Genomic DNA, 14,791 nt, shown 5'->3' with positions numbered 1-14,791 from the left:
CCAGCCCCCCTGGAGTCCTCCGGAAGCACCCCAGCATGCGTCCCTTCTCCCCTATCACCGCCCTCGCGGCGGCCGCGGTCGTAGCGTGTCCGGCCTTCGCCGCAGCCGGCCAGAAGGCCCAGTTGCCGGCGACGGCGGTGCCGACGGGGGTCGTGGCCCTGGGCGCCACACCGGCGGGCCAGGGCGACCAGGGCGAGCTGCGGATCATGCCCCTGGGCGACTCCATCACCTGGGGCCTGGTGGACACCGGCGGCTACCGCGCGCCCCTCTACAACAAGCTCGAGAGTCTGGTGACGGGCGTGGACTGGGTCGGCTCCGCCCCGCCCTACTCCTTCCCGGGGGCCATGGACGACTGGCACCACGAGGGGCACCCGGGCTGGAAGATCCGCGACGTGATCGCCTTCGCGGGCGACCAGTCCACCCCGGCCACGTCCATCGAGGGTCTGCTGGAGGCCTTCGATCCGGCGGTGATCCTGCTCCATATCGGCACCAACGACCTGAACTCGCTGAAGGCGGATCCGATCCAGGCCCTGACCGACCTGTGGGAGCTGCTGGGTCGCATCTACGCCACAACGCCCGACGTGCAGGTCATGCTGGCGCAGCTGGTGCCGGTCAACCCGCTGTTGGATCAAACCCCGACGTTGACCTTCAACGCCGGCATCCCGGCCGTGGCGAACAGCTACGCCCAGGCGGGCTACGCGATCAAGGTCGTGGACATGTACTCGGCCTTCCGCTTCAGCCCCGACTGGGCAGGCCTGTACGTCGACGGACTGCATCCGAACCAGGATGGCTACGACCTGATGGCGGACGTGTGGTTCGACTCGCTCTTGACCGTCGCGCCGCCGACGAATCCGCCCGTTGTCGACCTGCCGCTGCTGCAATCCAACTACGAGAGCGAGTCCGTCGGCGCCTTCCCGCCCCTGACCGACGACCTGATCGCGGCCGGATCGCCGACCCTCGCAAGCGTCCAGCACGTGGGCTACAGCGGACACGCGGGCAACCCGATCTCGTCGCTCAACGACGGCAAGGCGGACGGTCACGCCACCTACGCCCTGGATCCGGTTGACGGGTCCTGGCGCAGCACCTTCAACCTGAACCTGAACAAGGCGCCGCGCGGCTACGACATCGAGGCCATCCGCGGGCTGAACTACGCCAGCCTGACCGTCGGCGCCCAGGCCTTCGAGATCGAGGTGGAGCTGGTCACAAGCCCCGGCGTGTTCACCAGCATCGGCAGCTTCCGCTATGCCTATAGTGCGTTGCCCTTCGCGACCCAGGCCGGTGGCAGCGCGATGATGTTGATCGAGCACGAGCAGGGCTTCCTGGCCCGCGGCGTGCGCGCGATCCGCTTCACCTTCAGCCCCGACCCCGGCTTCAACGCGGCCCCCGCCTACACCGAGATCGATGTGGTCGGCACGCCCGCCGGGCCCGCGCAGGGCAAGCCGCTGAAGCCGGCCAACCACCGTCCGCTCAAGGCCTGAGGCGGCCCCCGCCGCCGGCAGGCCTCCTCACTCGAGGCTCGCCCACCTCTCTCCCCATGCAAGCTCGTCCCAGCCGCCTCGTCGCAGGCGCAGCCCTCGCGCTGCTCCTCGGCGGATCCGCCGCCGCCCAGCAGACCGTCACGCCCGCGCCGCCGGCACCGCCCGCGCCCCTGCGGATCATGCCCCTGGGCGATTCGATCACCTTCGGGCTGCCGGACACGGGCGGCTACCGCGCGCCGCTCTTCGCTGCGTTGGAAGCCGACCTGTTCGACGTCGACTTCGTCGGTTCGGCTGCACCCAACTCGAGCCCGGCCCTGCTGGACGACTGGCACCACGAAGGTCACTCGGGTTGGACCCTGGAAGACCTGACGGAGTTCGCCGGCGGCCCCGGCGGTCCGCCCTCGACGATCGAGGGCTGGCTGGACCTCTTTGCGCCGTCCGTGATCCTGCTGCACGCCGGCACCAACGACCTGGGCCTCGACCAACTCTCGCCCTTCGAGGCCGCCAGCCGGCTCAAGCTGCTGCTCAAGCGAATCTACCTCCATTCGCCGGAGGTCCACGTGATCGTGGCCAAGATCATCCCCCTCGATCCCGCGGTCACGAATTGGAAGTGGGCCCAGTTCAACGTCGGCGTCGACTACGTCGCGAGCCAGTTCAAGACGGCCGGCTTCAGCATCCGCGTGGCCGACATGTACGGCGCCTTCGTGAACCACCCGAATTGGGCCGGCCTGTATTCGGACTTCATCCATCCGAACCAGGAGGGCTTCGACGTGATGGCCGGGGTCTGGAGGCAGGCCATCGTCGGCCTGCTCCACGCCACCCAGGGCGTACTCGAGAATCCGCCGCTGACCAGCCTCCCGGTCCAGCAACTGGTAGCCGAGTCGGAGCAGGACGGAGCCTTCGCGGCGCAGACCGACGACCTGATCGCCCGCGGCAGCCAGTTCCTCGCGTCCGAGGCCCACATCGGTCACGGGGGCGGCGCGAGCTACCCGACCCTGGCTCTGAACGACGGCGACGCCGGACCCGGAGCCCTGCTGGCCGCCGACCCGCACGACGAGACCTGGGTCAGCACCTACTACCTCGACCTGATCGAAGCACCCCTGGGTTACGACGTGCAGGAGATCCGCGGCCTGGACTACGCCGGCGGCCCTTCCGGCCTCGGCGGCTTCGGCGCCCAGGCGTTCACGGTGCTGTTCGAGACGATCGACGCCCCCGGCGTGTGGGTGCCCTTGGGCGGCTTCCGCTTCGCCTACACCACCGGCGCCTTCGCGCCTCCCACTGGCGGATCGGGCGAGATGCGCCTGCGCGGCATGGACGGCCCCTTGAAAAGCGGCGTGAGCGGCGTGCGCTTTCGCTTCAACGCCGACCCGGGCCACAACGCGATCACGGCCTACACCGAGATCGACGTGGTCGGTGCCCCGACCCAGAACCCGCCGCAGTTGATCGGTCTCGACTACCGGCCGCAGTAGACATGCGAGCCGAGGGCAGGGCGTCGACCAGTGACGCCATCGCCACGGCGGTAGATGACCAGGCCCCGACCCGGACTCGCGAGCGATTGCTCGGGGCCGGGCCGGGGCCTGGCTGCATCCTTGCCGATCGCGCCTTCGTCGCGGCGTGCCGCGCGTTGCGACGGAAGGCCGACTGCGCGCTCGAGCGCTGGCATGGCCCCGTCCTTCCCGATCGCCGGCCGGCGCCGCCTGCCTGTCCACTCGGGTTTTCCCGACAATCCTGCGACGTTCCGACCGCCCGTCGGAAGTAACCCCGATGGCAAGCTCACCCGCTGACCAGGCCTTCGCGCGCTTCGTGCGAACCGCCGAGCCCGGAGCGCTGGCGGAGGTCTTCGACGCCTCGGCGCCGGAACTCGCGCGGGTCGCACGGCACCTGAGCGCGGACGCGGGCGGCGCCGAGGACCTCGTCCAGGAGACCTTCCTGGTGGCGATCGAGCGTCGACACACCTGGGATCCGAGTCGGCCCCTGGTGCCTTGGCTCTTGGGGATCCTGCTCAACCTGGCGCGGCGCAGGCGTGGTGCGCGGGTGCTCGACACCCTGGAGCGCGAACCGATCGACGCGAGCGGCGCGGACCCGGCCACGGGGGCCGCGGAGCTGGAGCTCGGCGAAGTCCTGCGCGATGCGGTGCGACGCCTGCCCGACACATATCGGGACGTGCTGATCGAGCACGTCGAGCGGGGCGAGCCGGCGGTCGAGATCGCGCGGCGGCGCGGTTGCCCGCCGAGCACGGTCCGCAACCAGGTGCTGCGCGGCCTCGAGCTGCTGCGGCGCCTGCTGCCCGCGACGGTGGTCGGCGCCGCGCTTGTGACCGATCGCGCGATCGCCATCGAAGGCGTGCGGGCGGCGGTCCTCGCGCGCGCCGCGGAGCTGTCTTTCCCGGCGGGACTGCCCGCCGCCACGCTCACCACCCCGTCGGGTGGTGGACTGCTGCAACTCGCCGGAGTGCTCGCGATGAACAAGCTGATGTTGAGCGTGGCCGCGATCGCGGTCCTGGTCGCGATCGGATGGACGGTCTGGCCCGACGCCGCGGGCCCCGACCGTGGCACGGCCGCCCAGCCTGCGGGTGAGGCGAGCTTGGTCGCTCCGCCCCGCGGCGAGGGCGGGGCGCTGGCGGAACAGGGTCCGCGCGATCGCACGGGCAACCGCGCCCCCGCGCCCGAGAGCGTCGCCGCCCTCGCCGACGACTCGAGGGCCGAAGCGGCCCTCGTAGTGCACGCCACCTTCGCCGACGGCGGCACGGATGCCGCCGACGTGGGCCTCTACCTGCGCGCGGCCGATGGCCTCGGCCTTGGTGCGGACCTGCGGACCGATGAGCGCGGCAGGGCGCGCTTCACCCGCTCGATGCTCCCGAGCCTCGGCGTCGATGGAGCGGCGCTCCTGGTCTGCGATCGCGGCCAGGAGTTGGCCGTGAAGTTTCCTGCTAGGGGCGAATCGCGGGTCGAGCTCGAGTTGCCGATCGGTACTCGGCTGACGGGTATCGTCGTCGATTGGCGCGACGAGCCCGTGGCCGGCGCGCGGGTCTTCGCCACACGCCCCGCCCACCACGACTTCATGCAGCTCGTAGCCGTGACCGACGCGGCCGGCCGCTTCGCCATCCGCGACGTCGGCCCGCGGGCGAATCTGGTCGCCCGCGCCGAGGGGCACCAACCCTCGGAGGTGGAGGACGGGACCGGCGAGCCCGACGAGGAAGTCGAGCAAGAGCGCGAGTTGCGTCTGAAGCTGGGCGCGCCGGCCGGACGGCTCGTGGGTCGCGTGGTCGACGCGGGCGGCGCGCCCGTGCCCCACGCCTTCCTGGCCGTGGCGGTCGACGAGGATGCGCGCGACCTGGAACCCGGCGCGGAGCTCGAGCACTTCGTCGAGCTGCAGCGGCGGGCCAGCGAGGGCGAGTACGAAGGCGACCTGGAGCTCGACATGGAGTCGATCCTGGTGCGGGCGGACGGGAACGGGCGCTTCGACTCGCGCGAGGTACCGCGCGGCCGCGCCCTGATCCTGGCCCGCGGACCGGCCGCCGACGGGGGCACGATCGGGACCGCATGGGCCTTCGTCGAGCCGGGCGAGGTACGCGAAGTCGAGGTGATCCTGGGCAGCGGTGCGACGGTGCGCGGTCAGGTCGTCGACCGCGAGGGTCGCGGGCAGCCCGGGCTCGAGCTCGCCACCGAGTGGAACGGCGCTCCGGGGCTGGGCGAGCTGGAGCACACCCTCGGCCAGCGCGTGGCGTCGCGCACGACCACGACCGACAGCGAGGGGCGCTTCGAGTTGCGCGGACTTCTGCCCGGGGAGCACGACCTTCTGATCGAGGCGCAGCTCGACGCGGACCTCGACCTCGAGACGCGCAACGCCTTGCACCGCGAGCGGATCGAGCTGGAGGCCGACCAGACCCTCGAGCTGCGCCTGGAGCTGGAACGCCACCGGCGAATCGAGTTCCGCATCGTCGACGGCGAGGGACAAGGCCTGCCCGGTTGGGGCGTGCTGGTGGAGCGCCAAGCCTTCGAGTTGCTCGCGGCCCAGACCGCCGACGCGGACGGCCTCTTGCGGACGCGCCCGGTGCCCACCGGACGACGCCGAGTGCTCGTGCATCGACCCCTCGAGCCACGGGGCTTCGATCCGATTCCGGTCCTCGTGCGCGACCTGGAACTCGACGACGACGCCGTGACCCTGACCGTGGCGGCCCCGCCGCGCGCGACCCTGACCGGCCGGGTCCTGGCAGCGAATGGCGCCACGCTGGGACGCTCGCTGCTCGAGCTGAAGCGCGTGGACACCACCGGTGAGTCCGTCGGCGACACCCGCTACGCGATCACGAACGAGCAGGGAGCCTTCGAGCAGGTGCAGCTCGCCGCGGCCAGCTATCGACTGACCGCGCGGGTCGGCGACGGCCCGCAGAGCGAGTTCGGTCCCTTCGACGTGCCTGCCGAGGGCCTCGACCTGGGCGAGCTGTTCTCCGTGCCCCAGTCACGGCTGCGGATCAGCCTCGCGAGCGATCTCGATGCGGACCGCGTCGCCGTCGCCGTGGCCGCGCTGCCAACTGCCAACGAGGCCGAGCTCGCCCAGCTGGCGGCCTTGGGGGGAGCCTTCCCGGGGGCCGGGCGAGTGGCTCCGCGTCCCGCGCGGCGCGAGGGTGAGCAGTTCGTGACCGAGCCGCTGGGTCCAGGTCGCTACGTGGTGACTGCGACCTGTGCCGATCGAGCGCCGGGGCTGTGGACCCTCGACCTGGACCCCGTGAAGGACCCGCTGCCGATCCATCGCGTGGAACTCGGCTTCGGTCGCACGGTGCACTTCGAGTTCCCGACCGCACTCGGCACGGTGGTCGACGGCGCGGTGGTCCGCGTCGAGACCCAGTTGGACGGGGTGACGATCGACCTCATGCGTCTGACCATTCCCACGGGTCCCTCGTCCACTTCCTCGAACCGCACGAGCTTTGAACTGCGGTTCGAACCTGGCAATTACTTGGTGGTCGCCAGGCCGAATGTCGACCGCGGTTCATCCAGCTCCGCCGCCGTGGTGGTGGATTCGGACGGGCCAGCCTTCCCGGTACTGCTCGAGTAGTCTCCAAGGCCGTTCCAGCGCCCCGGGGCGGCTAAATCGGCCGGCCGCAAGGATCATTGGCTCGATGTCAAGGCGGGAGCCGCAGCTTGGAGTCGATGGAAAATGGCTGCGGCCGAAGCGCCTGTGATCCCAAACTTGGCGCAGCGATAGACTCCTCGATCCTCGGGTGCGCCACGTCGGCGGAAGAGCGACTTCCCTGGAGACGTCGGCGATCGCGGCGCGATCGAGGGCTCTGGGAGGTGAACAGTCAGGTTCAAGGGGCGAGGTGCCGAAGCCACGCTCCAGGCCGGTGACCCGACTGGCACCACCGCTTCATCTCTGGAGACGCAGGTAGCCCGTCCCTGGAGATGCGGTGTACCAGCACCGCGACAACCGGCTCGAGAACGACGACTCTTGCCTCTCGAGTGCGGTATCCAGAGTCGAACTACCCCCCCCCTGTATCTCGACGTTCGACGGGATATTCCGTCGGTCGAATGCGACAACTAATGGGCTCCCGCAAGGACGCTTTAAGGATTACCCGCTCTCTTGTCTCGCTGACTAGGCACGGTGAAACGAAAGTGCTTGTCCCCGTCGATTGTGGGGCTAGATTCGCTCTTCACGGAGTGAGGAACACATTGAATAACTCTTCTCGAAGTAAACCGATCCCCGCAGCCTTGCCCGGTGCTGCAAGAGGTGGATTTGCCGATGACTACCACAGCGCCGTGGGCGGTTTAAGAAGCGCCCTGAGGGCCATGTTGGTCGGCGCGGGGGGTGACCCTTCGCGTCCGCAGACCGTCGCGCGCGGCTTCGGGCTCGACAAGAACTTGGCCTGGAAGGTCTCGCGCCTGGTCGAGTCCGACAATGACGTCGAGGCGCTGAGGTTCCTCCCCGGACCAGCGGGAAGGCGAATGCTGTGCGAAGCGATCGGAGCCCGCGGGACCGAGGAGGCCCGGGCGCGGGTCGAACAGGCGCTGTCGGCCTTCGACCTGATGGTCGACCGCCACGCGGGAGACCGCGCGACCCTCGACGTGCTCGCCCAGTGCCTCGATCCGGCCCACGTGGACGACGAGGTCCTGCAGCAACACCGCAAGCAGGCCTTCCTCGGCAACCGCGCCACCTGGGGAGCCCAGACGTCGACCCAGATCGCGGCGTTGATCGCGGCGCCCGGGCAGACCGCTGACGAGTCGCTGGTCGCCCTCGAGCTCGGCGGCCTGTTGGGCTTCCGCTGCATCCGCAGCGACGTGCGCTGGTGCCTGCTCGATCGCTCCGCCGAGTCGAATCTCGACGAGCCGCGCCGCGAGCCCCTGGTTCCGCCGCCCGCCGAGATGGGCGGCGCGCCGCTGCTGGCGGAGTTCTGCAGCCAGCCCCTGCCCGAGGTCGAGTCCGAGGGCACCGGCACCAACCAGCGCTATCTCCTGCGGGGGCGCGACGTGGGTCTCGCCGGTCAGGTGGACTGCGTCTACGGCCAGCGGGCCACCTACGGCCCCCGGGCCGCCGCCCGGGGTCTGCAACTGCGCGTGCCCGTCTCGACGCCGGAGGAGGACTTCGAGTTCGTGGCGCTCTTGCACCGTGATCTCGTGCACCAGACGGAGCCGGTCCTGGATGTGGTCGGCCTGCTCACGGGCGCACCCGTGGGACTCGACCTGATGCTCCCCATCTCCGTCGATCGAGTCGAAGGCGGACTGGCCGCCCTGCGCGTCAAACGGGCGCCCATGCTCGCGGGCCTGCTCCGCCATTCGATCCGCGCGGAGGGCTGGAACCCCGACGACTTCGTCGCCTGGCACTTCTCCGTACCCTTCCCACCGATTCCCTCGGCGGTGCGCCTGGCCCTGCGAGGGACCGGCGCTGCTCGGGACTGATTGAGGCGCGGCGAGGGCTCCCTGGAGGGGGAAGCCTCGCCGCGCTCACTGCCTACTGCGCTGGTTCGTGGCCGTGCTGCCGCAGCAGCTCTCAGGGTCCGACGACGACCTCGAGCGCGTTGCTCGTGGCGCCGAGACCCAGGAACGGACCTCCGATGCCGACGGCCAGGGACTGGAACCAGACCGTGGCCTCGATCAGCGCCGGGTCGGCGGGGATCGCCAGCGGCAGGGCACCCGAACCGGTGGCATCGGTAGCCACCGTGGCCAGGTAGGTCGGCCCGCTCACCAGCACGCCGCAGGTCCCCAGGGGTGCCGGCCCCGCGAAGGCGGTCCCGAAGAACAGCAGCGCCAGGGAGGCGGGCTCACCGCCGTCGACCACCAGGTCGAAGCTCGAGCCCAGGACCGGTGCACCCGCGCCACCCAGGCGCGGGCTGGCGGAGATCCCGGCGCAGCCCTCGCCCACCTCGGTCACGGCCCAACCGCCGACGTCCGCGGTCGAGACCGCATGGAGCTCGATGCCGTGCTCGGGCTCGCCCGCGCTGAACAGCACCGTCGAGCCGATCCGCGCGCCCACCGTCGGCTCGCTGTCGCCGAAGCCGTCCGCGATGTCGGCGACGAGCTGCGTGCCCGCCGGGGTGCCGTCGCTGGTCCACGGCTCGATGCCCGTGCCGTCCCCGGCGTTGAAGCTGAACAGCACCCGTCCGTCGTCGGAGGGCGCCCACATCTGCCGCAGGGACGGACCCGAGCCCCACACCGTCGAGGCGAAGGCCTGGGTGACCTGGCCGCTGGTCGGCTCGTAGGTCCACAACTCCGCGGTCGCGATGGACGGCGTGGACGCGGTGAAGAACAGCACGCCCCCGGAGACTTGGAACTGCTGGGGCACTCCGGCCTCTTGCCCACTGGCCGGGTCGACCAACAGGCCCGTGCCCGCGGCGGTGCCGTCGGTCAGCCAGGCCTCGTCGAAGATGCCAGTCCCCTGTGCGCGGAAGGCGAGTTCGTCCCCCACCGCCGTCAACAGGTCCGGCTGGAAGGGCCCGACGACCGAGTCGGTCAGCGCGAGCGTGCCGGCGGGCGTCCCGTCGGTGCGGTAGAGCGCCTGACCGACGGTGATGCTGGAGACGCTGAAGAACGCCTGCGATCCGGCCACCACCAACTCGGGGACCGGAGTGCTCAGCGCGCCGCTCGAGATGTCCGCGAGGACCTGGGTCCCGGCCAGGGTGCCGTCGGTGCTGCACGGTTCGATCCCGAGACCCTGGCCCAGGTCCGCCAGGACGAGGAGCCGGTCTCCCAGGCGTGCCAGGCGCGGCGCGATGAACGTCGGCGACGCCGTCGAATAGAGGTCGAAGGCCTTGGCGGTGCCCGCAGTCGTGCCGTCGGTGTACCACAGCTGCTGGACGTCGTTCGATCGCGCGATGAAGTAGAGCCGGTCGCCCGAGCGCACGAAGTAGGCGGGGTAGGAGCTGGTCGGTCCGGGCGCGATATCGACGAGCAGCTCGGTCGAGGCCTGGTCGCCCGCGGTCGACCACAGCTCGAAGCCCGTGTCGGGCCGGTAGGCCGAGAACACGATGCGATCGCCGATGGCGACCATGCTGTTGGGCGTCGAGCCGCCGGCGCCGGGGTTGACCTCGACCACGAGCTCCGTGCCCTCGGTGGTGCCGTCCGTGCGCCACAACTCGTCGCCCGCCACCGCGTCCCTGGCGGCGAAGTAGACGTGGCCTCCGAGGCGCGTCAAGAAGCGCGGATCCGAGCTGACGGCCTCGATCTCGTCCGCGCCGATGTTGAGCAGGACGTCGGTCGAGAGCCCATCGGAGGTGAACACCTCTTCACCCTTCAAGAAGTCCGCGTAGACGAAGACCACGCCCGTGGCCGTGGGCCACAACCGCGGCAGATCGCCGAAGCCCTCGCCGAACTCGCCGGTTGCGAGGGACGAGACCTGCGCGGCGCCGGAGCCATCGGGGGCGCTCGACCACAACTGCTGTCCCGACGGATCCGCGCCGGTCACGAAGAACAACTTGCCGCCCGAGAGGGTGAGACCGTCCGGGCTGGAGGGCGCACTGCCCGGCACCACATCGGCCAAGAGGTCGACGGTCGCGCCGTCCGTCGTGCACAGCTCGGTCCCCGCGCCCGGGAACACGCCGCCGTAGGCCAGCTTGCCGCCGACCTCGACGCCCGGCGTGAAGGTCACCTGCTGGCCGCCCGCGGAGGTCTGGGTGTTGACCTGGGCGGTCCCCGCCAGGGTCCCGTCGGTCACCCGCAGGCGCGCACCGGTCGGGCCGCCGGCGAAGTAGAGCTTGCCGCCCGCCGACGCGGTCCAGGCCGTGATGGCCGTCGACTCGAGCTGAATCGTGCCGCCCGACGTTCCGTCGCTGGCCCACCAACCGCGATCAGCCGCGGAGCCGACCACGTCGAACACCACGCGCCCAGCCACGGCAGCGGTCTTCTTGAAGGAGTCAAAGGCTGACACGCTGTTCCAAGCGTGCAGGAATGTCGCCGGTTGAACGCCGTCGGTGGCCCACAGGCCGAAGGTGCCCTGACTGCTGTCGCCCCCGTGCAGATAGAGGTGCGCGTCGCCGGCGAAGACGGCTTGGACGCCGGAGGCGAGCCCAGGGTTGAAGGTCTGGAAGACCTGGGTCCCGACAGCGGTTCCATCGCTGCGCCAAAGCTCGTAGCCCTCGCCCGGAGTGTTGGCCCTAAACCAAACCTGACCCCCGAAAGCGACCAGGTCCTCGGGGGCGCTGAGCAGGCCGGTCGAGAGCGCCCCGGTACCGGCCGGTGTACCGTCGCTGCGCCACAGCTCCGCTGCGGGGAAGCCGACTCCGAAGACGAAGTCACCACCGGGCAGGAGCACGCCGTCCGTGATCGCGATCGTCTGGGAGGTGAGCTGGACGGTTCCCGCCGCGGTTCCGTCGGTGACGTAGAGGTTGGAGTAGGGGCTCTGCCCCGCCTCGAAGAAGACCCGCGCGCCGTCGGCGGCGAGCACCCGCGGCGAGCTCCCGTTCTGACCCGGGATCAGGGTCGCGTCGAGGTCGACGAAGAGGGTGTCGTCCAGGGGCAGCGGTGCTAGGCCGAGGAGCAGGACCGACGCAGGGCAAAGCATGGTTGGTGAGGGCTATTGGTCGTGGGGAGTCGAGATACGCCGTCCGGACTGTAGTCGGGCCTGGGCCCGTGTGGGGTGTCGCTTACGTCCGGCGAACCGATCGCGTCCGCCCGACGATGGCCATCTGCCTGCGAGGTTCGTCCGCGATTCCGCTTCACCCGTCGAGGGTCCCATGGCAGTCGTGCCTCGAGGCTCCGCGGCGAGACCCCCGAGGGAAGTCTCGCCGCGTCGGTGCCCGAGCGGGCCAGCCGCGGCCGCGCAGGCCCGCGACGGCATCAGTCCGAGGAGTCCCTCAGGGTCCGACGACGACCTCGAGCGCGTTGCTCGTGGCGCCGAGCCCCAGGAACGGACCTCCGAACCCCACGGCCAGGGCTTGGAACCAGACCGTGGCCTCGATCAACGCCGGGTCGGCCGGGATCGCCCCGGGCAGCACGCCTGAGCCGCTGGCGTCCGTCGCGAGCGTCTCGAAGTAGGTCGGCGCGTTCACGAACACACCGCAGGAACCCAAGGGTGCGGGACTCGTGAAAGCGCTCCCGAAGAACACGAGCGCCACGGACGCCGGTTCGCCACCGCTGACGACGAGATCGAAGCTCGAGCCCAAGACCGGCGCACCGGCGCCGCTGAGTCGCGGGGTGCCTGAGATCCCGGCGCAGCCCTCACCCACCTCGGTCACCGCCCAGCCGCCGATGTCGGCGGTCGAGATCGCGTGCAACTCGCTGCCGTGCTCGGGGTCGCCTGCGGTGAAGACCACGTGCGATCCGACCTGCGCGCCCACCTTGGGATCACCGTCGCCGGCGCCCGGCGAGATGTCGGCGACGGCCTGGGTGCCAGACGGCGTGCCGTCGCTGGTCCACAGCTCGACGCCCTTGCCGTCGCCGGCGTCGAACTGGAACAAGACCCGTCCGTCGTCGGCCGGCGCCCAAAACTCTCCCAAGGACGCAGCCGAGCCGAAGACGTTCGAAGCGTAGACCTTCGTGACCTGGCCGCCGATCGGCTCGTAGGTCCACAACTCGGCGGATCCGCTCGACAGCGACGAGGCCGTGAAGAAGAGCACGCCCCCGGACACTCGGAACTGCAGGGGCTCTCCCGGTTGCTGACTACCGGCCGGATCGACCAAGGGTCGCGTGTTCGCGAAGGTTCCGTCCGTCAGCCAGGCCTGCGTGACGATGCCGTCCGTCGAAGCCCGGAAGACCAACTCATCCCCCAACACGGTCAACAGGCTGGGACCGAAGGGCCCGACAACCTCATCGGTCAAGGCCACGGTGCCCGCCGGCGTGCCGTCGGTGCGGTAGAGCCCCTCGATCACGGAGCTGGAGTCCTTGCTGAAGTTGAAGAACGCCTGTGACTCGGCCACCACCAGCTCGGGGACCCTGCTGTTGCCCAGGCCCGGCGAGAGGTCCGCGAGGACTTGCGTGCCGGCCAAGGTGCCGTCCGAGCTGCAAAGCTCGATCCCGAGTGGATGCGTGTCCAGTCGGGCCAGAGTCAAGAGCCGATCCCCCAGGCGCGCCAGGCGAGGCTCGATCGACGACTGGTAGAGGTCGAAGCACTTGCTGGTACCCGCCACCGTGCCGTCGGTGGACCAGAGCTGCTGCTCGAGGTCTGGCCGCGCCACGAAGTAGATCCGGTCGTTGAAGCGCACGAGCTCGGTCAAGAAGGAGCTGTCCGGCCCCGGGGCGATGTCCGCCAACAACTCGGTCGACGCTTGATCGCCCGAAGTACCCCAGAGCTCGTAGCCGACATCCGGTCGGCGGGCTCTGAACACGATCCGATCGCCGATCGCCGTCATCTTGCTGGGAGTGGCGTCGCCGGGTCCGGGGTTGATATCAGCGACCAGAAGGGTGCCCTCGACCGTGCCATCGGTGCGCCACAGCTCGTCGCCCTGCTCGGCACCACGGGCAGCGAAGTAGACGTGGCCCCAAAGGCGCGTCAGGAAGCGCGGGTCCGAGCTGGCGGCGAAGAACTCGTCGTCATTGACGTTGATCAGGAGGTCGGTCGACAGCCCGTCTGAGGTGAACAGCTCCTCACCCGTCAGGTAGTCCGCATAGGGAAACACGACGCCCGCGGCCGCGGGCGACAACTCCGGCGTGTCGCCGAAGCCCATCCCGTCGGTGCCGGTCTCGAGGTTCGATACCGGCGCCGCGCCGGATCCGTCCGTGGCGCTCGACCACAGCTGCCGACTCGACAGACCCGCGTCGGTCACGAAGTACAACTTGCCGCCCGAGACGGCGAGGCCGTCCGGAGTGGACGACGCGGTGCCGGGGTCCAGATCACTCAGCAGCTCGACAGTCGTCCCGTCCGTCGCGCACAACTCGACCCCCGCCCCGGGGAACACGCCGCTGTAGGTCAACTTGCCGCCCGCATCGACTCCTGGCGTGAACGTCACCTGCTGACCGCCCACGGAGGTCTGGGTGTTCACCTCGGAGGTTCCCGCCACCGTTCCGTCGGTCACCCGCAGACGCGCACCGGTCGGACCACCGGCGAAGTAGAGCTTGCCTCCCGCTTCCGCGGCCCAGGCCGCCAGATTCGTGGACTCGAGCTGCACCGTGCCTGCCGGCGTGCCGTCGCTGGCCCACCAACCGTGTTCGGGCGCGGGGCCGACCACGTCGAACACCACGCGCCCGCCCACCGCAGCGGTGTGCTTGAAGGACTTCCACGCTAGCGCGTTGTCGAAGGCACGGATCAGAGTCGCCGGTTGAACGCCGTCCGTGGCCCACAGGCCGTAGGTGCCGAGGGACTTGTCCCCGCCGAACACGTAGACGTGTGTATCACTGGCGAAGATCTCCTCGACACCGTCTGTGCTGCCGGGAATGAAAGACTGGAACAACTGGGTCCCGGCCACGGTTCCATCGCTGCGCCACAGCTCGTAGCCGTCGCTCGGCACCTCGGCCATGAACCAGGCCAGACCGTTGAAGACAACCATCTGACCGGAGTCGACGTTCAAGCTGACAGACAGCGGCGAGGTTCCCGCCGGGGTGCCGTCGCTGCGCCACAGACCCGACGGGCCACCACCGGCCACGACTCCGAAGATGAAGTCACCACCGGGCAGGATGACTCCGTCGTGCGTGTAGAGCCCCTGGGCAGTGAGTCGGACAGTTCCCGCGGTCGTTCCGTCGGTGACGTAGACGTCGAAGCCCGGTTCGGAGAGGTCGCCCGGGAAGGCCTCGAAGAAGACCCGCGTGCCGTCGGAGGCGAGCACGCTCGGATTGCTCCCGTTCAGCCCCGGATACGAGGAGGGGTCGATGTCGACGAAGAGGGTGCCACCCAGGGGGAGTTGGGCCAGGCCGAGGGCGAGCAGCGGCGCAGTGCAGAGCATGGTTGGTAAGGGT

The 14,791-nt window shown here is 70.1% G+C and carries 6 protein-coding genes; 4 read left to right on the top strand and 2 right to left on the bottom strand.

Annotated elements, in window-relative coordinates:
* Nucleotides 1-35: 35 nt before the first annotated feature.
* The 4 genes from Pla133_RS01005 to Pla133_RS00990 all read left to right on the top strand — a co-directional run bounded on the left by Pla133_RS01005 (nucleotide 36) and on the right by Pla133_RS00990 (nucleotide 8,368).
* Nucleotides 36-1,478, top strand: coding sequence for an SGNH/GDSL hydrolase family protein (locus Pla133_RS01005; RefSeq protein WP_145061486.1), 1,443 nt, complete (start codon nucleotides 36-38; stop codon nucleotides 1,476-1,478).
* A 56-nt stretch (nucleotides 1,479-1,534) separates the two neighbouring features.
* Nucleotides 1,535-2,947, top strand: a complete 1,413-nt coding sequence (locus Pla133_RS01000; RefSeq protein ID WP_145061484.1) for a GDSL-type esterase/lipase family protein — start codon at nucleotides 1,535-1,537, stop codon at nucleotides 2,945-2,947.
* Between the two features lie 295 nt (nucleotides 2,948-3,242).
* Nucleotides 3,243-6,530: a sigma-70 family RNA polymerase sigma factor gene (locus Pla133_RS00995; protein WP_145061482.1), complete on the top strand. Its 3,288-nt coding sequence runs from the start codon at nucleotides 3,243-3,245 to the stop codon at nucleotides 6,528-6,530.
* Between the two features lie 701 nt (nucleotides 6,531-7,231).
* Entirely contained in the window at nucleotides 7,232-8,368 is a 1,137-nt protein-coding gene (locus tag Pla133_RS00990) for a hypothetical protein (RefSeq protein WP_145061480.1), read from the top strand.
* 91 nt (nucleotides 8,369-8,459) lie between these two features.
* On the opposite strand, the gene Pla133_RS00985 is transcribed toward Pla133_RS00990, so the two are convergent.
* Nucleotides 8,460-11,465, bottom strand: a complete 3,006-nt coding sequence (locus Pla133_RS00985; RefSeq protein ID WP_145061478.1) for a hypothetical protein — start codon at nucleotides 11,463-11,465, stop codon at nucleotides 8,460-8,462.
* Nucleotides 11,466-11,757: 292 nt separating this feature from the next.
* Nucleotides 11,758-14,778, bottom strand: a complete 3,021-nt coding sequence (locus tag Pla133_RS00980) for a hypothetical protein (RefSeq protein ID WP_145061476.1) — start codon at nucleotides 14,776-14,778, stop codon at nucleotides 11,758-11,760.
* Between the last annotated feature and the right edge of the window lie 13 nt (nucleotides 14,779-14,791).

It is taken from the genome of Engelhardtia mirabilis (assembly GCF_007748095.1).
Lineage (GTDB): Bacteria > Planctomycetota > UBA1135 > UBA1135.
The sequence above is the reverse complement of the archived record's forward strand: the minus strand, read 5'-3'. Positions and strand labels throughout refer to the sequence as shown.